This window comes from Stenotrophomonas sp. GL_111, from assembly GCF_057835245.1.
This window is the reverse complement of the sequence record NZ_CM174421.1, coordinates 2,283,339-2,304,548: the sequence shown is the minus strand read 5'-3', so window position 1 is coordinate 2,304,548 and position 21,210 is coordinate 2,283,339. Positions and strand designations below refer to the sequence as shown.

The following is a 21,210-nucleotide window of genomic DNA, read 5'->3' as shown; positions in this document are numbered from 1 at the left end:
ATCCGGTTAGTGCGAGCGCAGCGCTGCAAGCAGGCCGTCGATCGGTTGAAAACGAACATCCAGCTCGGCCAGCAGGGTGGCCTGCATGTCGCGCTGGAAGCGGGGCAGGCCATCGCTGGCTGCCGTTGGCGCGGCGCTATCGGCCGCTGCCTCGGCCGGCGCGGGGGCGCACAGCCGTTCGAAATGGGTGGCCAGCAGCGCCGGCACCTTGGCCAGCAGGGCCTGCTCGCGCGGGCTCAGGGTCTGCTCCAGCACCGCATCCACCTCGGCCAACCGTGGGCCATCGCCTGCGGTATGGCTGAGCATGTCGCGCAGGCGTCCACGCAGCTGGCCGGTATTGGCCTGGATCGAGCGTTGCAGGCTCAGGCAGCGTTGCCGGTGCGGCGCGAAATCATCGGCTGCCGTTCCAGCCCGCAGCGGCGCCGGTGGTTGCGCGATGGCCTCGGCCAGACGTGCCCGCAGTTGTGCACACTCGGCTTCCACCGCGGCATCGAAGCCGCGCACCCCCTCCGGCGGTGACGGCAGGCGGCCCTCGAGCGCCCGCGACAACGCCACCGCCCGTGTCCAGTCCAGCCATTGGCTGAGCCGGTCCGACAGGTCGGGGCTGTTGATCGGCGCGGTGTCCTCGGCAAACCCCGCCAGCAGGCGGATCAAGGACGGGCCGGCAAGCGGCGGGCGGTGACGCGGTTTCGCCATTGTTCCGGTTAAAACGATGAATTTTACACCGGAATGACCGTTTGGCTGTCTGAACGTGGTTGGGCAGGGCCGGGGCAGGCTGTTTGCGCCACCCGCACCGCAGCATGCAGTCCGCGCAGGACCGGTGCTAGGATCGAACGAACTTGAATCGATCTAAAAGACGAACATGCCGAAGCGGAACATGACGGGTTGGGTGGCCCTGGCAGTCGGGGCAATGTTGGTGACGGGCACGGCGCTGGCCGCCACCCCCAGCCTGGGCGAGCGCGCCTTCACGGCGGTCGACCCGTTCATCGGCACCGGCGGCGAGGGGCACACCTATCCCGGTGCCACGGTGCCGTTCGGGATGGTCCAGCTCAGCCCGGATACCCGTATCCAGCCGCGTGAGAAGGCCTACGGCTGGGCCGCCGGTTACCGCTACGACGACAGCAGCATCGTCGGCTTCTCCCATACCCATTTCTCCGGCAGCGGCCACTCCGACCTGGGCGACGTGCTGCTCATGCCCTTCACCGGTGAGCCCGGGCTGGAACGCGGCGACCCCGAAAAACCGCGCAGCGGCTACGCCTCACGCTTCAAACATGACAACGAGCGCGCCGAGCCCGGCTACTACGCCGTGACCCTGGACGACTACAAGGTACGCGCCGAGCTCACCACCAGCGCCCGGGTCGGCGTGCACCGCTACAGCTTCCCGGCCGGCACGCCGGCCAAGGTGCTGCTGGACCTGCGCACCAGCCTGTATGACTACCCGGGCAAGATTCTGTGGTCGCGGCTGCGCGCGCAACCGGACGGCACCATCACCGGCTTCCGCGAAACCCGCGGCTGGGCACCGGGACGCCAGTTGTACTTCGCGATGCGTTTCTCGCGCCCGCTGACCGGCCATGCCTTCCACAACACGGAAACCGACATCGCCTACAAGGGCTTCCCGCCGCCGGGCCACAACAGTCCGCAGCAGCGTGCCCAGATCGAAGGTCGCCAGTTGGTGGGCAGTTTTGATTTCGGCACACTCGACGCGCCGCTGGTGGTGAAGGTCGCCATCTCCTCGGTGAGCGAGGCCGGCGCGATCGCCAATCTGGACGCGGAAGTGCCCGGATTCGATTTCGACAAGGTCCGTGCCGATGCCCGCCAGCAGTGGCAGCAGGCCCTGTCGGTGCTGGACATCCAGGCGCCCGAGCAGGATCGGCGCAGCGCCTATACCGCGCTCTATCACAGCCTGCTCGGGCCGACCCTGCATATGGATGTGGATGGCCAATATCGCGGCTCGGACAATGCCGTGCACCGTGCCGAAGGCTTCACCAACTATTCCACGTTCTCATTGTGGGACACCTACCGTGCACTGCATCCGCTGCTCACCCTGGTACAGCCGGAAAAGCACAACAGCGACATCGTCAATTCCCTGCTCGCCCACCAGCAGCACAGCCCCTACGGGATGCTGCCGGTATGGGCGTTCCATGGCCAGGAAACCTGGTGCATGATCGGCTACCACGCGGTGCCGGTGATTGCTGATGCCTACCTCAAGGGCATCCGCGGCTTCGATGCCAACAAGGCGCTGGATGCAATGGTGGCCACCGCCAACTACGGCCCCTACGACGGCATCGCGCAGTACCGCGAGTTGGGCTGGGTGCCGATCGATGAAGAAGGCGAGGCCGCCAGCAAGACCCTCGAATATGCCTTCGACGACTGGACCATCGCGCGCATGGCGCAGGCGATGGGCCGCACCGATGTGCAGGCGGCTTTCGACAAGCGCGCCGGCAACTGGCGTAACGCCTACGACGCCGACACCGGCTTCATGCGGGCGCGCAAGCGCGATGGCAGCTTCCGCACGCCGTTCGACCCCAGCGCCAGCGGCTACGGCACCGACTACACCGAGGGCAATGCCTGGCAGTACTCCTGGTATGTGCCGCATGACGTGGCCGGCCTGGCCGGCGTGCACGGCGGCAGCGACAAACTGCTGGCGCGCCTGGACCAGGTGTTCGAGGCCAAAGTGGATCCGTCGATCTTCGAGCACATGGAAGACATCACCGGGCTGATCGGCTGGTACGCACACGGCAATGAACCCAGCCATCACGTGGCCTACCTGTACGCCTATGCCGGCCAGCCCTGGCGGACCCAGGCACGGCTCAAGCAGATCATGGACAGCCAGTACGCCGACCGTCCCGACGGCCTGGCCGGCAATGACGACCTCGGCCAGATGTCAGCCTGGTATGTGTTCACCGCGCTGGGCTTCTATCCGGTGGCACCGGGCAGCGCGGAGTACATCATCGGCCGGCCGTTCCTGCCCGCCGCCACGCTCAACCTGCCCAATGGCAAGACCTTCCGCATCACCACCGTGGGCATGCAGAAGGGCCACGACTACATCGGCGCGGTGACCCTCAACGGCAAGCCCTTGAACCGCACCTTCCTGCGCCATGCCGAGATCCTGGCCGGGGGCGAACTGCACTTCACCCTGCAGGCCGAACCGAACACGGCGTGGCCGGGGCCGGGCGCGCAGGCGCCGTATTCGATGTCGCGCTGAGGCACTGACGCAGTGCATACATCCGTATGCACTGCGCTTACATCGCATTGCCTAGGGTGGAAACCGGCTGCACTGACGGCCGTTTCCCCAAAGGAGTACCCGATGCATCAGCAGATCCCCGAAGGCACCCTGGTCGTTGTGGCCGATGGCGGCTCGGCCCGTGTGTTCACCACGATCGGTAGCGGGCGCGCGATGCTGCTCAAGCAGCAGGACCAACTGCAGGTGCAGGACCTGAGCGCGCAGGGCATCTCCGGTCAGGGCCCGTCGGGCTCGATGCCGCAGGACATGAGCATCGCCCAGCTCAACGAAGCCACGTTCGCCAAGCAGTTGGCAACCCAGTTGAACGAAGACGCGCTCAACAACCGCTACGCACACCTGATTCTGATCGCCGACCCGCAGACGCTCGGCCGCATCCGGCCGCAGCTGCACAAGGAGGTCCAGTCGCGGCTGCTGCGCGACCTGGCCAAGGACCTGACCAATGCACCGCTGGAGGATATCCAGCGGGCGCTGGCGGTTGCCCTCGACACCTGAGGGCAGGCCCCGCGAGGTTCAGCCTGCCGGCACCACGCCGCCGCTGTCGGCCACGTAGCGTTCCCACGTTGCCGGCAGCGTGCGGCCGGTGCGCTGCTTCCACAGCTCGGGCGTGTAGCGCACTTGGCGCAGCGCTGCATCGAGCGCGGCGACCAGACCCGGATGCTGCTGTTCGCTCCAGCGCAGGAACGCGCCGGTGACCCGATAGCCCGTATCGAAGTTCTGGCCCTGTTTCACTTGTTGCGGCAACGCCCATCCTGCCTCCGCGTTGGCCAGCCCGTAGCGGTCACGCACGTAGTCGGCAATGCCCTCCACCAGCCACGACGGCACCCGTTCGTTGGCGTATTCGGGGTAGCCCTGCACGATGTGCATGGCTTCATGGGTGACCAGGTCGATATCGTCGGGATGCTTGGCCAGCCAGCCGGGATTGATGGTGATGGTGGCGGCGGCTTCCTTCTCGCCCACGAAGGCCACGCCGTCGTACGCCGGATCGATGACGATGCGCACCTGCGCCGGTGCCGCCGGATGGAAATCGGCGCGTTGGCGCAGATACGCGGAGAAGAATGTCTCGATGATGCGGCCGCGGGTGGCCGCGCTGAGTGCGTCACTGGGATCTTCGTAACGCAGCGTGACGCCTGAGCGGGTTTCGGCAGCCTCGAATGCCTGCGCGGGGGCGCAGGCGAGGGCAGCCATGACCGCGCTGGTCGTCAGGAGGCGGCGGGCGAGGGGCATGTGGCGTCCTTGTTGGCAGGGGCAGCGAGCAATTCGATTTCGGCCAGCGGCAGGCGGCCCGGGGCGGCGATGCGCAGGCGGTACTCGGCGTAGCGGCCGGGGTGGGCGATCTTGAACGGGCGGGTCTGCTGGGCCCAGCGGAAACGCTCGCCGCGGCGCTGGTCGACGCTCTTCCAGCTGCCGCCGGCGGTGCGTGCCTCCAGCGTCCAGGCGGCGTCGCCTGCACCGGCGGTGCCGCTGGTCAGCGTGTACATCGTCGGCGTACCGTCGGCCACGTGGTCCAGCAGCAGGCTGGCACCCTTGCCCAGCAGGGTGCCGGTACCGGCATCGTCATCCACCAGCACGGCAAGTTCGGCGCCGCCCTCCAGTCGTGCACGTGCGCCCGCCAGCAGATCGCACAGCGGCGCGGGGCGCTCGCCAGCGGCAGTCAACGAACGCGGCGCATCGCCGGGTGCCGTGCCCCAACGCGACGGCGTCGGGCCCATCACGAAGTCCAGCGTGGCGCCGGCGGCGACCACGTCGTGCGGCAGCCAGGTCTTGCTCCACGGCTTGCCGTTGACCTTCAGCGACTGCACGTAGATGTTGCGCTCGGAGTTGTCCGGCGCGTTCACCGTCAACACCGCGCCGCCCTGCAACTGCACGCGCGCGTGCCGGAACAGCGGTGACCCGATCACATACTCCGGCGCGCCCATCCGCAACGGGTACAGGCCCAGCGCGGCGAACACGTACCACGCCGAGGTCTCGCCATTGTCCTCATCACCCGGGTAGCCCTGGCCGATCTCGCTGCCGACATACAGCCGCGACAGGATCTCGCGCACATGCTGCTGGGTCTTCCACGGCTGCCCGGCATACAGGTACATCCACGGAATGTGGTGGGCCGGCTGGTTGCTGTGCGCGTACATGCCCATGCGCACATCACGCGCCTCGGTCATCTCATGGATGATGCCGCCGTAGGAACCGGCCAGTGCGGCCTCGGCGGTTTCCGGCGTGCTGAAGAAGGTGTCGAGCTTGGCCGCCAGTGCCTCGCGGCCACCATACAGCGCGGCCAGGCCCTGGCCGTCGTGCGCGGCGGTGAAGGCGAAGGTCCAGCCGTTGGATTCGGTGTAATCGTGGCCCCACACGCGCGGGTCGTACTGCTTGGCATCCAGCCGCCAGCGGCCGTCGGCCTGGCGCCCCTGGAAGAACCCGGCGGCCGGATCGAACAGCGTGGCATAGGTGCCGGCGCGGTGGCGGAAGTACTCGGCCTCGGTGGTGTAGCGCTCACGCGCGGCTGGGCTGTCGGCACGCTTGGCCAGCGCCTGGGCCATGTTGGCGATGCCGAAATCGTTGAGCGCGCCTTCCATCGTCCACGACAGCCCTTCATGGGTGTCGGCCGAGGCGTAGCCGCGGAAGGTGGAGCGGGCCATGCCCTTGCGGCCGACATGGCGGTCCGGCGGCACCACGGTGGCGTTCTTCAACGCCGCTGCGTAGGCCTCGTCCGGATCGAAGCCGTCGATACCCTTCAGCCACGCATCGGCGAAGGCCACGTCCGAACTGGTGCCCACCATCAGGTCGGCGAAGCCCGGCGAGGACCAGCGCGCCACCCAGCCACCGGCGCGGTACTGCTCCAGGAAGCCCTGCACCAGCGCACCGGCATCGTCCTTGGTGAACAGCGCGTAGGCCGGCCAGGTGGTGCGGAACGTATCCCAGAACCCATTGTTGACGTACACCTTGCCATCGCGCACCGGGGCGAAGCTGCGCACCGCGCTGCCATCGGCGTTCTCGTCCGAGGCGCTGGCCTGGCTGGCATAGCGCCAGTCCGGTGCGGCGGCAGTGCCGGCATTCTCATGGCCGGAATTCGGGTACAGGTACAGCCGATACAGGCTGGAATACAGCGTGGTTTTCTGGTCATCGCTGGCATCGCCGATATCGAATGGCGTCAGCCGCGCATCCCAGGCGTCCTGGGCGCGCGCGGCCACGCTGTCGAGGTCGTCGCTGGCGGCGATTTCCAGCGCCAGGTTGTGCTTGGCCTGTTCCAGCGAGATCAACGAGGTGGCGACGCGCATCTGCACGCGACGGTCGCTGCCTGGATCAAACTTGATGTAGCCGGTGGGGCGGCCGGTACGCACGCGCCCGCTACTGCGCCACGGGCGGTCGAAGCTGGCATACACGAACATGCGCGTGGCGCCGGTGGACAGGCCGCTGCGTGTATCGGTGTAGCCGGACAGCGTCTGCGTGGCCGCATCCAGGGTCAGCCCGGCACGGCCATCGACGTTGTCGAACAGCAGGTTGGCATCGCCGCCGGCCGGGAAGTCGAAGCGGAACACGGCGGCATGGTCGGTGGGGGCGATTGCCGCGGCGATGCCGTTGTCGAACCTCACCGCGTAACGGTACGGGCGCGCGGTTTCATTGGCATGCGAGAAGCTCAACGCGCGCTTGCCGCGGTCGGCTTCAGGCACGCCACGCGAGGAGGAGGGCATCACCTGGAAGGTCTGGCGGTCGCCCATCCACGGGCTGGGCTGGTGGCTCAATGCCAGCGCCTGCAGCTGCGGGCGGTTGGCCGCGTCGTTCTGTTCGTTCCAGCGGTACAGCCAGGTCAGCGACCCGGCATCGGTCACCGGCGTCCAGAAGTTGAAGCCATGCGGCACCGCGGTGGCCGGGAAGTTGTTGCCGCGCGAGAAGGTGCCATTGGCCTGACTGCCGCGCGTGGTCAGCACCCAGTCCGAGGCGCGTTGCGGGGCGGTGCGTGCGGTGTCCTCCAGGCGCACGTCATCGATCCAGCCCGATACCGGCTTTCCTGCGGCACTGGCTACCTCCAGTTCCACCGCCACGATGCGGCGGCCGCGCAGGGCGGGCACATCGCCAAGCCGCACCGACTTGTGCGCCCACTGCTGCGGGTACAGGGTCTTGGAGTCCCCCTGTGCCACGGCACCCAGGGCCATGCCATGCAGGTCGCGGGCGCCGCTGGCCGAGACACGGCTGCCGTCGTCCAGCACCAGGTCCAGCGAGACATAGGTCGAGGCCACGGTATCGCCCTCGACGATTTCCGGCAGCACCAGCCACGACAAGGTGGTATCGGCGCCGATCTCAACCTGCGTATCGAACAGTTTTTGCCGCGCTGCACCACCGTTTCCCGCGTAGTGCAGGGCATGCGTGCCGCTGTAACCCACCTTCGGCTTGGCGGTGTACGGCGCCACCGGGCCGGCTCCGATGCGCAGCTGCAGTGCCCCGTCTGTACTGCCCGCCGGCGTCGGCTCGCCGGGCTCGAAGGACGTCACCAGGGGCGCGGCCTGCGCGTTCAGAACCAGCCCAAGCGCAAGGGCCAGCGGTGAAAGCGCCACGGAAGCGCGGCGGGGGAAACGGGACAACGGCATGGTGGTGATCTCCCTGGAAAGTCGAGCGGAACGGGTGGGCTCCCATCGTGGGGAGCCGGCCGCGGGCCGGTCGATGGATCGCTCGATCCTGCCTTACCTCGAACAACGCTGGCAAGTGCCATTTAGTTCGATCTAAGTGCGGTGGAAACGCAAATCGCAGCGCACAGACATCTTTCCTTTGGAACGATCCAAAGTGGTCGGTGCGAAGGCCGCGGATTTTCTTTGCAGGGATGCCTTGAGGGCGGCCGTACAGGCCGCTACAGTCGGGGGCGATTGGTTGTTTGGCAGGATCTACCCGTGCTTTATCGAAGAAAGGACATCGCGCTCGCGGCCGGAGAAGGCCGTCGGCTGCCGGTGGGTCCGGACATTCCGGTGCTGTGCCGCGCGCGCGACTATCCCGCCGGTACCGTGATCGCGCTGCACCACCATCCGGACCGGCATCAGCTGGTGTATGCCGAATCGGGCGTATTGGTGGTGCAGGCCGGCACCGGTCGCTGGGTGGTGCCCAGCACGCGCGCGATCTGGATTCCGGCCGGCATGGGCCATCGGGTCAGCTGCATCGGCGTGGTGGGCATGCGCAGCCTGTACATCCTGCCGCAGGCGATCGCCCAACCGCCGGCGAATGCGTCCACCGTGTCGGTGACCCCGTTGCTGGCCGCGCTGATCCGCGCCGCGGTGGACATCGCGCAACCGTATCGCGCCGACTCGCGCGATGGACGGCTGATGCAGCTCATCCTGGATGAACTGCAGACCCTGCCGGTTCTGCCACTGCACCTGCCGCAACCGCGCGACCCGCGCCTGCGGGCGATCGGACGGCGGCTGGAAGTGGCGCCGGAGGACGACGCTACCCTGCAGGACTGGGGGGAACGGCTGGGCGTGGACGTCAAGACGATCCAGCGCCTGTGCGCACGCGAGCTGGGCATGACCTTCGGCCAGTGGCGGCAGCAGGCACGCCTGTTGCGTGCACTGGAGCAGCTGGCGCACGGGCAGAAGGTCATCGACGTAGCGCTGTCGCTGGGCTATGCCAGCCCCAGTGCTTTCACCGCGATGTTCAAGAAGCGCTTCGGCCAGTTGCCCAGCCAGTTCTTCAGCTGAGTGGCCTCAGTGCGCGCGGGTGCGGGGCAGGAACGCGGTGGCCAGCCCCAGCAGCGGCAGGTAGGACGTGAAGTGGTACACCCACACGATGCCGTGCACATCGGCCAGCTGGCCCAGGCCTGCGGCACCGATGCCGCCGATGCCGAACATCAGGCCGAACATCAGCCCCGACACCATGCCAACCCGCCCGGGCACGGCTTCCTGCGCGTAGACCACCAGCGCGGCAAACGCCGAGGACATCACCAGCCCCACCGCTACCGCCAGCGCCGCGGTACCGGCCAGGTTGGCGTAGGGCAGCAGCAGCGCGAACGGTGCCACGCCCAGGAACGAAATCCAGATCACCGCCTTGCGCCCGATGCGGTCGCCCACCGGGCCGCCGATGAAGGTGCCCAGTGCCACCGAGGCCAGGAAGATGAAGAGGTACAGCTGGCTCTGCTGCACGCTCAGCCCGAAGCGCTGGATCAGGTAGAAGGTGAAGTAGTTGGTGAACGAGGCGATGTAGACGAACTTGGCGAACATCAGCACGGCGATCACCGCCACGGCCTGTACCACCTTGCCGCGACTCAGGCCGGTGCCGGGGCTGCGTGCCAGCCGGGTCATCGTGGCCTGACCATGCCGCACGGTCCAGCCGGTGAGGCGCAACAGCACGCCGATCGCCAGCGCGGCGGCCAGCATGAACCAGGCAATCGCACGCTGCCCGTACGGCACCACTACCGCCGCTGCCAGCAACGGGCCAATCGCCGAGCCGGTGTTGCCGCCCACCTGGAAGGTCGACTGCGCCGTGCCGAAGCGGCCGCCCGAGGCCATCCGTGCCACCCGCGACGCTTCCGGGTGGAAGGTGGCCGAGCCGATGCCCACCACCGCGGCCGCCACCAGCAGCATTTCGTAACTGCCGGCGAGGGCCATCAGCCCGATGCCGGCGAAGGTGGCCAGCATGCCCGACGGCAACAGGTAGGGCAGCGGGTGCTTGTCGGTGTACATGCCGATCCAGGGCTGCAGCAGCGAGGCGGTGACCTGGTAGACCAGCCCGATGATGCCGATCTGGCCGAAGCTCAGTGCGAACTGGGTCTTGAGCATCGGATATACCGCGGGCAACACGGCCTGGATCATGTCGTTGAGCAGGTGCGCGAAGGCAGCGGCACCGACAATGCGGATCGCAAAGCCGTGCGCGGCGGGTGCGGGGGAGGGGGTGTTGGAAGTCATGTCGAACGTGATTGCAGCAGGTGTGGGCAAGCCTAGGTGGCTGCGGCATTGCCGTCTGCCGCGATAGAGGCAGACATCGTCGCGTTTTGGACAGGGCAGCGTCCGCATCCGCGTTTACAATGGAGGGGTTGAAGCAAGGAGGACACCGCATGAGTGCCCAGGACAGCAAGGACGTCGCCGCCACCCTCGCGCGGCAGCGCAGTGCCGCCGAAGTCGCGTTCAATCCGGACTACGGCAGTGCCAACAGCGAATACCGTGTGGGTGCGGGAGGCCGCGCGATCACCTGGAATCCCGGCGACGGCTCGGTCAAGGGCGCCAGCGAACAGGATGTCGCCAAGGCCGGTGCCGCCACCCAGTTCCAGGCGCGCTCGGTGACCTTTGCCAACAGCAGCGCCGATGGCCTGGTGAACTATCGTGTGGAGATGGAAGCACTGACCGGTGCGCGCGTCGAACGTGGCGGCGGTTCAGCACGGGGTGCATCGCTGGAGGTCGCGTCCAGCGCGGGGGTGCGTGGCCGCTATGAGGTCAGCCTGCCCGCCGGCGGCGATGCCAGCGATGCGATGAAGGTCAATCCGTTCGATCCCACCAGCATTCCGCCCGGGGGCCGGGTGACGATGGATGCGCAGTCCTTCACTGGCACCGCGCTGGAAGGCAGCTTCCGCCAGATCGCCAGCCAGACCCAGCTCACCGACGCCGCCGGCGCCAGCTATCGCGTGGACCGCGTGGACCGCGACCACGTGCGGGTGACGATGGGCCCGAACGCGGCGGTGTCCGCGTTCAACGGCATCGGCGTATCGGCCGGTGCGGTCAATGCGATGCTCGGCCGCCAGGACGCGCTAGGCCAATCCACGGTGCGCACCGCCACCTTCGACCTGGGCCAGCCCGACGGGCAGGCCGCGTATGCGCACTTCGTCGGCACCGGCGAAATCGCCGCGCAGACGCCTGGCGTGGATGCGGTGGCGACGGTGGAACGGTTGGGCATGAGTTCGCAGACGCGGCTCAAGCTGGGCGTGGGCGAGGCGGTCGGCGTGGACCTGGCCGGCGCCCGCAATGCGGGGGAGGTGGTGCGCACCCGTTTCGACGACGGCAGCCATGTTGATGCACGGCGGCTGGAGTACAGCGGCAACGTGCCGATGACCCGGCTCAGCATCCACGCTGCCGACGGCCAGGAGAACATCGAGGCGCGCCGCTACCAGTTCCAGTTCGACCTGCGCAACCAGGAGCACGGTGAACAGGTGGCCGGCCTGCTCAATACCGCCTTGACCGGTGATGCGCAGCGACCGGGGCCGGTGCAGGCGGGCGACAACCTGACGCTGAGCTTCAGCGAGGCGCAGATGCGCACGCTGATGCAGCAGACCCAGGCAATGGTGCACGACAACCCGTTGATGGATACCCGCTGGCACCTGCTGGCCGAGAATGGCCAAGGCCAGCCGCAGCAGGATGTGGATGCGTTTGCCACCTCGCTGGCGCGGATGCAGGGCCAATCCGCGTACGGCATGGCGCAGCGCCTGTTCCATGTGGCCAACGCCGCCGACGGCGATCCGCGTCAGGGCTTCGAGCCGATCGCGGCCAGCGTGGACAGCCCGCGCCTGCGTAACCTGCCGCCACCGTCGCCGTTGCTGCCGGAAGACCCCCGGCATGCCGCCAACCCGGATCATCGCTTGTGGCTGCAGAGCCAGGGCGCGGTCGGCCGGCTGGATGAAAGCATGGGCCGCGCGCCTGATGCGATGAGCGAACGCCTCGGCATGGGCCTGCTGGTCTGCGCACGCCGCGAAGGCCTGCAGCGCATCGACCAGGCGGTGTTGAGCGATGACGGTCGCTATGCCTTTGCGGTGCAGGGTGAACCCCACTCGGCGGAACGGCAGCTCGCGCGGACTGAAACCGCCCACGCCGTCGCCACGCCCTTCGCTGACCACCTGCGTGCCCTGCAGGACGTAGCCCAGCAGTCCCCTGCGGCACCCGCACAGGATCAGGCACAGGTGCAGGAGCGCGCGCAGGAACAGGAACAGATCCGGGCGCATCGGGTCACGCCGTGATCTTCCGCCTGGTCCTGCTTGCCGCGGCGGCGGGCGCTTTCGTCGGCACTGCCTCGGCCACTGAGACCGCGCAGCGCCTGCTTGAGCCGGGCGTGTATCGCCTCGACCCGGAGGCCTACCGTGCAACCACATCGGCCGCGCCGGGTCCGGGCGAGTCCATCCTCGATCGCTACGTGCATGCCGTTCCTGCGGCGGCACGGGTGCGCTACGCGTTCGTGTCGCGTGCGGCGGATGCGGCGCTGAACAAACTGGTCTTCGTCACCGACCCCGCCTATCGGTACGACATCAACAGCGACAACCTGCTGTGCCCGGCGTACGCGTTTCCAGGCTGGAACGAGCGCTCCGACGCCGAGCCGTTCTGCCGCACCAACATCGGCGCGAACGACCGCGAAGTGGCACTGGACTGGACCGCCACAGCGTTCTCGTTGCGTTGGCAGGACCGTAAACGCCTGCTGCGCAGCGAACAGATCCCACCGCAGCGCAAACCCACCGGTGATGAGATCGGCGCCTGCGCGGTGGCAGGCGTGTGCGCGCCGGCCGCCTATGGCAGCACCGTGAACTATTACGAAATTGTCCACGCGACCGACGGTTTCACGCTGCAGACCCCGCGCGACTACCAGGACGTGCTCTACATCGCGACCACCGTGCCGATGTACGCGCAGCCTGCCAGCGGCTGGGCAACCGGGCGACTGCGTGCGGGCAGCTACGTAGCGGTACTGAGTCGCGATTCGGAATGGTTCCAGGTTGACCAGATCGATCAGGACGGTGCCGCCACCACCACGTGGCTCAGCCGCGACGAACTCACCCCGGCGAAGTGGATCGTGCAGCACGCCGAGACCGACACCCTGCGGTTCCGTCTGGCCATCGAACGTGATGCAGACGATGCCGATGCCAGTGCCGATACCGAAGGCGGCGTGCCGGTGGCTGTCGAGATACTGGATGCCGACACCGGCACGCGGCGGCAGATCCTGCGCGATTTCAGCGCCGACCGCATCCAGGGCAGTGCGGACGTACTGCAGCTGGTGGATGCCAACTTCGACGGCTTCCCCGACCTGCTGATCCCGGGCATGTCCGGTGGCGCAGGCCCGAACAGTACCGAGAACGTGTTCCTGTTCGATCCGGCCCACCAACGTTTCGTGTTCGATGCCGCGCTGTCGGGGATGTCCCAGCTGTCCATCGATGCCGCCAGCAGGACCGTCAGCAACGCGTCGCGTGACGGCTGCTGCGGATACTCGTCGGAAACCTACCGCTACGCGGGCAAGGCGCTGGAGTTGATCGGCAGCGAATCCTCCGCGATGACGGGCGATGGCCGCTACCAGGAAATCACCCGTGGCACGCTACGCAACGGCCGGATGGTGTATCGCACCACCCGGACCCGGGCCGACCAGGAAGCACCCTGACCGCACGCGCTGCGCAGGGCAGGCAGGGCTAGCCACCGCCTCCCTTGCGCTGCACATGTTTTCGCGGGTGCAGCTTGCTCCGCAGTCGCCGCCAACCGATCACGCAGGCCGTCATGCACAGGGCCGCGCCGCCGAGACTGAGCAGGATCAGCAGCACCCGGCGCAGCGTGGCCGAAGCCAGCATGGCGGGCAGGTCCCAGCTGTGCAGGAAGTAGAACAGCCAGCGGCCCACGCGTTCGCGCTGCCCCAGGATGAGCACCGGATCACCGCTGGCCTGGTCGATGTAGACGCGCGTGGCCTCGGCGTCGGCGAAATCCAGTTGCAGGGCCGGCAATCGCCGCGGCGACGCGCCGTTCATCGCTTCCGGCTCGCGCTGGTAGTAGTAGGCATCCGCGGCATGCAGCACCCGATGGGCGACCTGCGGTGCGGCCACCAGCGTTGCACCGGCCTGTTCGAGCATTGCGACGGGAAGGGTGGGGGCCACGATCAACTGCCCACCTTCGATGCGCACCACGCGGCTGTCACCGCGTGCATTCCACGCCAACGCCAGCAACGCACCGTCGATTCGCCGCCACTGCAGCTCCACCGCCGCGAAGCCACCCTGATTCACGGCGGCCAGTACCGGGCCGGGCATCGCCAGCGGGCTGTCCAGCGCTGGAGGCGCGCCCTGGTAGCGCGCGATATCGACGGCCTGCCCGCTGCTGGAGAACACGCCCGCGGGGTTCATCGACATCAGGCCACTGAAGATCCAGCTGCACACGATCGCGCTGAAGCCCAGGCCGATCAGGTGATGCCAACGCATCCAGGGCTCGCTGTAGGGCGTCTTCGCACCGGCACGGTAGCGCCCACGGAACCGCCAGCGCCAGATGCCGACCAGCACGCCGCTGATCGCCGCCAGCGTACACAGCCCGGACAGGGCAATCACCGTCCAGGTCCAGACCGGATCGACGGGCTGGCTGCGCAGCATGTACAGCCAATGCAGCCACGCACCCACGTAGTTCCAGCGCTGCTGCAGGCGCGGCGCGTCCAGCACCACTTCGCCGGTTCGCGAGGACACGTACAGGCTCCCCGGTTCGGCACCGCCCACCGCCACCCGATACAACGGGCGATGCGCATTGAGGCTGCGCGCATGGGTCCAACGGTCTTCGTCGACCTGCCGCGGCGCAGCGGTCACCGGGCCATGCGCGAAGCGCCCGGCCGCATCGGCCGCCATCGCCGCGGACGGGGCAGGCAGCGGCAATCCCGTCCATGCCGACCATGCACCCACGTTCGGGCCGGCGCGCACCACATAGGCAGGCTGGCCGCGCAGCGTGGTCAGGGCCACTGTTTCGGGCGCTGCCTGCAGCACCGGCGGCAGGGCCTGCAGCCCTTGCCATGCGGTGCCATCGGCCAGCGCGGGGAGCGCTGCCAGGCGCTCCCACGGGGTCAGTTTCGGGTAACCGATGAACAGCATGACCATGCCGCTCACAAACCAGAGCAGCATCAACAGGCAGCCCCCAATGCCCAGCCATCGGTGCAGCAGGTAGGTCCATCGCTTGGCCTTGGTACGCACGGACATGGCGCGTCCTCAGAAGCGGTGGTCGAGGCTGAATTCCACCCGCCGGTCCGCACCCAGGAACCACTGCGTGTCGGTGTAGTAGGCGGTGCTGTAGTAGGCCTTGTCGAACACGTTGAACACCCGCGCGGTGACGCGGGTGGTGGGCCGTGCCTGCCAGGTCAGGGCCAGGTCGGTGCTGGTGTAGCCCGGCAGCGCCAGCGTGTTGGCGTTGTTGGCGTAGCGCCTGCCGACGTGGCGCAAGCCACTGGCCAGGGTCCAGTCGGGCAGGAACTGCCAGCTCACCCACGCATTGGCCAGGCGTTCGGCCACGTTGGGCGGCACGTTGCCATCGCGCGAGACCGCTACCGCCGGCGTGCCGCTGGCCTCGATGAAGTCCTCGAACTCGGCCTTCAGCACCGTGGCATTGGCATCCAGCGACCAGCCCGGTGCGAACGCCCAGTTCAGCGCGGCCTCGATGCCGCGCGAGGTCTGCGCGCCGACCTGGACCCGACGCGCGGGGTCGAGTGGATCGCGGCTGAGCAGCCCGGTCTTGCGGATCCGGTACGCCGACAGCGTCCAGTCGCCACCGTCGAACGCCTGCTTCATGCCCACCTCGATCTGTTTGCCCTTGGCCAATTCAAAGGCGCCGTTGGCGGGGCTGATCATCAGCAAGCCACTGATCGGGTCGGCCGCCTGCGCGTACTGGGCATACAGCGTCAACGCCGGCTGCAGCGCGAACACGGTGCCGGTGCGCCAGCCGGTGTTGGAGTAGGTTCGGGACAGCGTCTGCTGTCCGCTGATCAGGTCGCTGCGCTCGATGCGGGCGCGGTCATGGCGCACGCCGGCCAGCACCGACCAGCGCTCGGTGAAGGCGATGCGATCTTCCAGAAACAGTGCGGCCTGGTCGGCACGGTTGCGGTAGCGCGGCAGGTTCGGTGCATCGCTGTTGAACCTGCCAGGCACGGGATTGAAGGGATCGACCGGGCCGGAGCTGCCGCTGTAGGTGTTGTTGGTGTGTTTGAACTGCGCCCGGTTGGCATCCAGGCCCACCGCGAAGGCATTCTCGAAACGCCCCAGTGCACCGCGCAGACGCAGGCTGGAGGTCAGCCCGGTCTGGTCCTGGTTGTGGGTGATCTCGGTATTGTCCGAGCGGTCGATCAGGCCGCTGCCCGGGTTGTAGACGTAACGCTCGGCATTGCGCCAGTCGCGCTGGCTGTCCACCTGGTACAGGCGGGTACGCCACTCCACCGCCGCCGTGGGCGTCCATATCGCGTCGAGCTGGCTCCAGCGGTCGCGGAAGCGGATCACGCTGTCGGCGACGTTGTAGTTGCGCTCGCGCAACGCGTCCAGCGGGCGGCCTTCGACGAGCGGGGTGCCGAAGTAGCGCATCGGCCGCTGGTAGCCTTCTGCATGGGTGAGGGTGAACTGCAGGTCCGGGCGTGCCTGCCACAGCAGCGCACCGTTGAACGTGGCGTCGCCGTTGTAGCCGCGGTCAACCCAGCCGCGGCTGTAGTTGCCACTCACATCCACCCGGTAGGCCAACTGCGGCGACAACGCACCGCCGCTGCCGAACCCGACCCGCGCGGTGTCCTCGCTGCCCACGGTGAGCTGTATTTCGTTCTCGATCGCGCCCCGCGTGGGCCGCTTCGGCACGATGTTGACCACGCCTCCGATCGCGCCATCGCCATGGATGACCGATGCGGGCCCGCGCAGCACCTCGATGCGTTCGATCGACCAGGTATCGAACGGGAAGGTGATGCCGACGCCGCCGTACTGGCGCAAGCCGTCGTACAGGCGCATCACCGAGGCACCGTCGGTGAAACCGCGGCTGGACAGCGCGCTCAGGCCATTGCCCGGATGCGGCAGGGCACTGATGGCACCGGCGCGGGTGATCGCCTCGGTCACATTGGCGTCGCCACGCTGCTGCAGCTGCTCACGTGAAATCACGGTCAGGCTGGCCGGGGTGTCGAGCACGCTCAGCCCCAACAGCGATCCGGCACCAGCGGTATCGGTCAGCATGCCGGGGCGGGTGTCGACCACGCGCACTGTATCCAATGTGGTGGCGGTAGGTTGTGCGGTGGCGGAGAGGGTGACGGCGAACAGCGGCAGGGTGGAAAAAAGGTTCATGAAGGGGTCCAGCCAGACAGGTGGCGCGCAGGAACGCGCCGCGCCCTGCACCGTGAACCGATGCGGGCGCGCCGCACTCCAGGCAGGCGCAAGGCCCGGCGCAGTGGCCGGGACGACAGAGGGCGATCAATTCCAGACACGCGTGCAGACCGGGCCGAACGGCCCGTGTGCAGAGGCGATCAGGCGGCGAAGGCCACCGGTGGGCCGCGTGCGCCCAGCGAGCCCCGCAGTGGCGTGCACCGCTGCGCGATCCACCCGCAGATTGCATGGAACACGGCCGGCCACGCACACAGCAGCAACAGCACCGCGACCAGCAGGCTGAGCAGGCGCGCGGCGATCAGGCAGTACTCGCAATCCACGCCCATTTCGTGATCGGCATGCGGGTCGGTGGGCTTGCCCGCCGCTGGCATCGGGTGGTCCATCGGATGGTGCATGGCAGGGTCCATCCCGTGCGCCATCGCGGCGGCGGGGGCCTGCAATACCGTGTGGTGCGCGTGCACTTCCGGCACCGACGAATAGGCCAGCCAACGGCTGACCAGCGGCGCAGCGATCACCAGCAGCATCGCAACACAGGCACAGGTGTGGAGCCAGCGGTGGAAGAGGGCGGGGCGCACCGGCCAGATTCTAAGGGAAGCTGCGACGCCCCGGGGCCGATGGGCGCACCTCAGCGCGGTGCTGCGACGCTTTGTCGCAGCACCGTGCGACGGATCAGGACGCCTGGAACTGGCCGTCGACACGATCCGCAAACGCATCCGTGGCACGCACCAGCGCATCGGTGGTGGCCGGCTCGTTGGCGCTGTGGCCGGCCACCACCATCTCCAGCGCGGCCTCCGGCCAGGCGCTGGCCAGATCCCAGGCGCTGCGGGCCGGGCAGATCATGTCGTAGCGGCCCTGCACGATCACCCCGGGCAGGTGGCGGATGCGGTCGATGTCGCGCAGCAGCTGCCCATGCACCAGGAACGCGTTATGGCGGAAGTAGTGCGCTTCGATCCGCGCCTTGGCCAGGGTATCCAGCGGATCGGCATCGGATTGCGCGTTGACATCGTGTACCAGCGTCGCCGCGTTGTCCTCCCAGCCGAGCCAGGCCTGTGCTGCAGCGATACGGACTGCTTCGTCCGGTCCGTCCAGTCGACGCCAGTACGCCTCCAGCATGTCGCCGCGTTCGGCCTCGGGAATGAAGGCCTCGTAGCGTGCCCAGCGCTCGGGGAACACCCAGCGTGCACCGCCGTCCACCTCGGCGAACCAGCGGTTCTCCTCGGCACGGCCCAGGTACACGCCGCGCACGATCACGCCGGTGGCGCGGTCGGGATGCGCCTGTGCATAGGCCAGCGACAGCGTGGAGCCCCACGAGCCGCCGAACACCAGCCAGCGATCGATGCCAAGCCGTGTGCGCACCGCTTCGATGTCGGCGACAAGATGCTGCGTGGTGTTGTCACGCAGCTCGCCAAACGGGGTCGAGCGGCCGCTGCCGCGCTGGTCGATCAACACGATGCGGTAACGTGCCGGATCGAAGAAGCGACGATGCGTGGTCGATACGCCAGCGCCGGGGCCGCCATGCAGGAACACCACCGGGATACCGTCCGGGTTGCCGCACTCCTCCACGCAGAGGGTGTGCAGGTCGTCGACCGCCAGCTGGTGCAGGCGGTAGGGTTCGATCGGTGGGTACAACGTACGCATGGAGACGGCCTCAACAGTCGAGCGTGCCAGCATACGCTCAAAATTCCATCGTGGCCGAGACCAGCACGGTGCGCGGCGCACCAACCGCCAGGCTGGACAGCAGCGGCATGCCCCAGTACGCCTTGTTGGCGACGTTGTTGACGCTCGCGCGCAACGCCAGTGGACGCCCGCCGAGCTGAGTGGCATAGCGCGCGCCGAGATCGAACACGGTCCGCCCTGATACCGACAGCGTGTTGTCGGCGCTGATGTACTGCCGCGACATCGCCGTGGCGCCGCCGGTCAAGGTCAGCCCCTGCACAACGGGCAGGTCCCATTCCACGCCCAGTTTGGCCTGCTGTTTGGCCACCCCGGTGGCGCTGCGTCCCTGATTGAGACCGCCGGTGGTGCGGGTCAGCTTGGGGTCCACATAGGCCACGCCTCCCATCAGCCGCAGGCCGTCCCGCGGCGCGCCGAAGAAGCCCCATTCCACACCGCGATTGCGCTGCTCACCGCCGAAGGAAAATACGTTGGTCACCGGATCGATATAGCTGCTGGGGCGGGTGATTTGGTACACGCTGACGCTGTGCGCGAAGCCGCCGAGATCCAGCTTGAGGCCCAGTTCCTTCTGCCGGGTCTTGTAGGGGGCGAACACATCGCCCGCGTTGGCCGCGGTCATCGGGGCGGTCGCGCCCTGGCTCAACCCCTCGATGTAATTGCCGTAGACAGACAGCGTCCGGTTGATCTTGACCAGCAACGCGGCCGCCGGGGTGGTGGCGCTCTCATCGTAGCGCGAGGTGCGCGCGCCGCTGGCGACGTTGTAGGTTTCGCTGACCACCTGCTGCCGGCGCACACCCAGGGTCAACTGCACGCGTTCGGCGGCGAAGGACAACGTATCGGCCACGCCAACGCTGTCCAGGCGCACCTCGGTGTGCGAGATGTGGGGGGCGAGGAAGGGGGCGGCAGGGCCCCACGTCGGGCGGTAGAGGTTGGTGGTCCAGTCAGCCCCTGGCACGCTGCGGCGGCCAAAGTCGTTCTGGGTGTGGGCGTAGTGGGTGGCGTTGGCGGCCCACTGGTGGCCCACGCGGCCGGTCTGCATGCGGCCCTGCAGCCCGACATCGGCCGACTGCTTCTTGATGTCGAAGGCCAGCTGACCAATGACGGTCTTGAAATCACCGGCGGGGTTCAGGATCTGCGCGCTGATCGAACCGTTGTACTGGTAGTCGGTCTTGCTGGTACCGAAGGCGGCGTAGGCCAGCACGCGGTCATGGAGGTCGATCTCGCCGCGTACGATGGCGCCCTTGTCGCGGGTCTGCACGTAGGCCCAGTCGGGATTGATCAGAACGTCGGGACGCGGTGGTCGCGGAATCGCCACGCCCGGGGCCAGGCCAACACCGCGGGCGGGACCATCGATGCGGTCATCGGCGCTGTACAGATCGGCCGACAGGCGGGCCCGTTCGCCGCGCCAATCCAGCGCGAGCGCACCGAGCTGCACCTTCTTCTGCTGCCTGCGTACCGGCCCATCGCCATCGCGGTAGGCGGCGTTGAAACGAATGCCGAACTGCTGGTCGGCACCGAGGCGGCGGCCGACGTCCAGATGCCCGCCGAACTGTGCGTCGGAGGCATAGTTGGCGGTCATGCGCAGCAGCGGCAGCTCGCCGGCACGTTTGGGCACCAGGTTGATGCTGCCGCCCACCGAGCCGCCCGGGGGCATGCCGTTGAGCAGCGCGGACGGCCCCTTCAGCACTTCAACCCGCGCGAACATCTCCGGCGAGGTGCGGTAGTACGGCGCCATGCCGAACAGGCCGCCGATGGTGGTATCGCTGGTGTTGGAGGCGAAGCCACGGATGGCGTAATTCTCGCTCCAGGCACCGGTGACGCCATTGCTGAACACCGTGGGATCGGTAGCGGCGATCACCTCGGTGATGTCCCGGGCCTGGCGGTTCTCGATGAACGTATCGGTGTAGCTGACGGTACTGAACGGGGTATCCATGACGTCCTTGTTGCCCAGCAGGCCGACCCGGCCATCGGCCGCCACCTGGCCCCCGGCAAACGCCTGCGCGGCGGCAGAGCGCTGCTCCTGCACGATCACCGAGGGCAACGTGGCGACACTGCCGCCGGCGGTCTCGACCGCCGCCTTGACCGCCTGCGCCAAAGCAGCAGGCGCGGGCAGCACCATGGTGGCGGTCAGCCCCAGCAGCAGCGCCATCGGAGTAGTCGGGCGACGTGGCGCAGCGGGACGCGCACAGGTCGGGGCAGGGCGGGAGGTGCAGTCAATCAGGGCGCGCGGGGACATTCCAGGATCCAGTTCAATCAAAGGCGCGATCGCCGTCACCCC

Annotated in this window: 14 protein-coding genes; 5 read left to right on the top strand and 9 right to left on the bottom strand. The window is 67.9% G+C overall.

The genetic code is table 11. The features are described 5' to 3' along the window. Window positions 1-6: 6 nt before the first annotated feature. On the bottom strand, window positions 7-696 hold the full coding sequence (locus tag AC3IPM_RS10305; protein WP_489299756.1) for a DUF3348 domain-containing protein: 690 nt from the start codon (window positions 694-696) through the stop codon (window positions 7-9). Between the two features lie 181 nt (window positions 697-877). On the opposite strand from AC3IPM_RS10305, the gene AC3IPM_RS10300 reads away from it, so the two are divergent. Together AC3IPM_RS10300 and AC3IPM_RS10295 are read left to right on the top strand one after the other, a co-directional pair. After that, the gene (locus AC3IPM_RS10300; RefSeq protein WP_489299755.1) at window positions 878-3,205 is read left to right on the top strand and encodes a GH92 family glycosyl hydrolase; all 2,328 of its coding nucleotides are present in this window, start codon (window positions 878-880) and stop codon (window positions 3,203-3,205) included. A gap of 102 nt (window positions 3,206-3,307) precedes the next feature. Beyond that, complete coding sequence (locus AC3IPM_RS10295; RefSeq protein ID WP_489299754.1) at window positions 3,308-3,736, top strand: host attachment family protein; 429 nt, start codon at window positions 3,308-3,310, stop codon at window positions 3,734-3,736. An 18-nt stretch (window positions 3,737-3,754) separates the two neighbouring features. Here AC3IPM_RS10295 and AC3IPM_RS10290 read toward each other — a convergent pair whose 3' ends face one another. Then, window positions 3,755-4,429: a basic secretory protein-like protein gene (locus AC3IPM_RS10290; protein ID WP_489299753.1), complete on the bottom strand. Its 675-nt coding sequence runs from the start codon at window positions 4,427-4,429 to the stop codon at window positions 3,755-3,757. 14 nt (window positions 4,430-4,443) lie between these two features. Beyond that, entirely contained in the window at window positions 4,444-7,821 is a 3,378-nt protein-coding gene (locus AC3IPM_RS10285) for a GH92 family glycosyl hydrolase (protein ID WP_489299752.1), read from the bottom strand. 297 nt (window positions 7,822-8,118) lie between these two features. Here AC3IPM_RS10285 and AC3IPM_RS10280 point away from each other — a divergent pair, with 297 nt between their 5' ends. Next, on the top strand, window positions 8,119-8,916 hold the full coding sequence (locus AC3IPM_RS10280; RefSeq protein ID WP_489299751.1) for an AraC family transcriptional regulator: 798 nt from the start codon (window positions 8,119-8,121) through the stop codon (window positions 8,914-8,916). A gap of 6 nt (window positions 8,917-8,922) precedes the next feature. Here AC3IPM_RS10280 and AC3IPM_RS10275 read toward each other — a convergent pair whose 3' ends face one another. Continuing rightward, entirely contained in the window at window positions 8,923-10,119 is a 1,197-nt protein-coding gene (locus AC3IPM_RS10275; protein ID WP_489299750.1) for an MFS transporter, read from the bottom strand. A gap of 149 nt (window positions 10,120-10,268) precedes the next feature. On the opposite strand from AC3IPM_RS10275, the gene AC3IPM_RS10270 reads away from it, so the two are divergent. Next, complete coding sequence (locus tag AC3IPM_RS10270) at window positions 10,269-12,155, top strand: XVIPCD domain-containing protein (RefSeq protein ID WP_489299749.1); 1,887 nt, start codon at window positions 10,269-10,271, stop codon at window positions 12,153-12,155. Beyond that, the gene (locus tag AC3IPM_RS10265; RefSeq protein ID WP_489299748.1) at window positions 12,152-13,555 is read left to right on the top strand and encodes an XAC2610-related protein; all 1,404 of its coding nucleotides are present in this window, start codon (window positions 12,152-12,154) and stop codon (window positions 13,553-13,555) included. Before AC3IPM_RS10270 ends, AC3IPM_RS10265 begins: the two co-directional genes overlap by 4 nt. A gap of 28 nt (window positions 13,556-13,583) precedes the next feature. On the opposite strand, the gene AC3IPM_RS10260 is transcribed toward AC3IPM_RS10265, so the two are convergent. The 5 genes from AC3IPM_RS10260 to AC3IPM_RS10240 form a co-directional block, all read right to left on the bottom strand. Beyond that, window positions 13,584-15,113, bottom strand: a complete 1,530-nt coding sequence (locus tag AC3IPM_RS10260; protein ID WP_489299747.1) for a PepSY domain-containing protein — start codon at window positions 15,111-15,113, stop codon at window positions 13,584-13,586. A gap of 9 nt (window positions 15,114-15,122) precedes the next feature. Next, window positions 15,123-17,219: a TonB-dependent receptor gene (locus tag AC3IPM_RS10255; RefSeq protein WP_489299746.1), complete on the bottom strand. Its 2,097-nt coding sequence runs from the start codon at window positions 17,217-17,219 to the stop codon at window positions 15,123-15,125. Between the two features lie 179 nt (window positions 17,220-17,398). Beyond that, window positions 17,399-17,782 (bottom strand): DUF2946 family protein, encoded by a 384-nt coding sequence (locus AC3IPM_RS10250; protein WP_489304093.1) that lies wholly within the window; start codon window positions 17,780-17,782, stop codon window positions 17,399-17,401. Between the two features lie 145 nt (window positions 17,783-17,927). Then, entirely contained in the window at window positions 17,928-18,896 is a 969-nt protein-coding gene (gene pip / locus AC3IPM_RS10245; protein WP_489299745.1) for a prolyl aminopeptidase, read from the bottom strand. A gap of 37 nt (window positions 18,897-18,933) precedes the next feature. Beyond that, complete coding sequence (locus AC3IPM_RS10240) at window positions 18,934-21,081, bottom strand: TonB-dependent receptor (protein WP_489304091.1); 2,148 nt, start codon at window positions 21,079-21,081, stop codon at window positions 18,934-18,936. Window positions 21,082-21,210 lie beyond the last annotated feature (129 nt).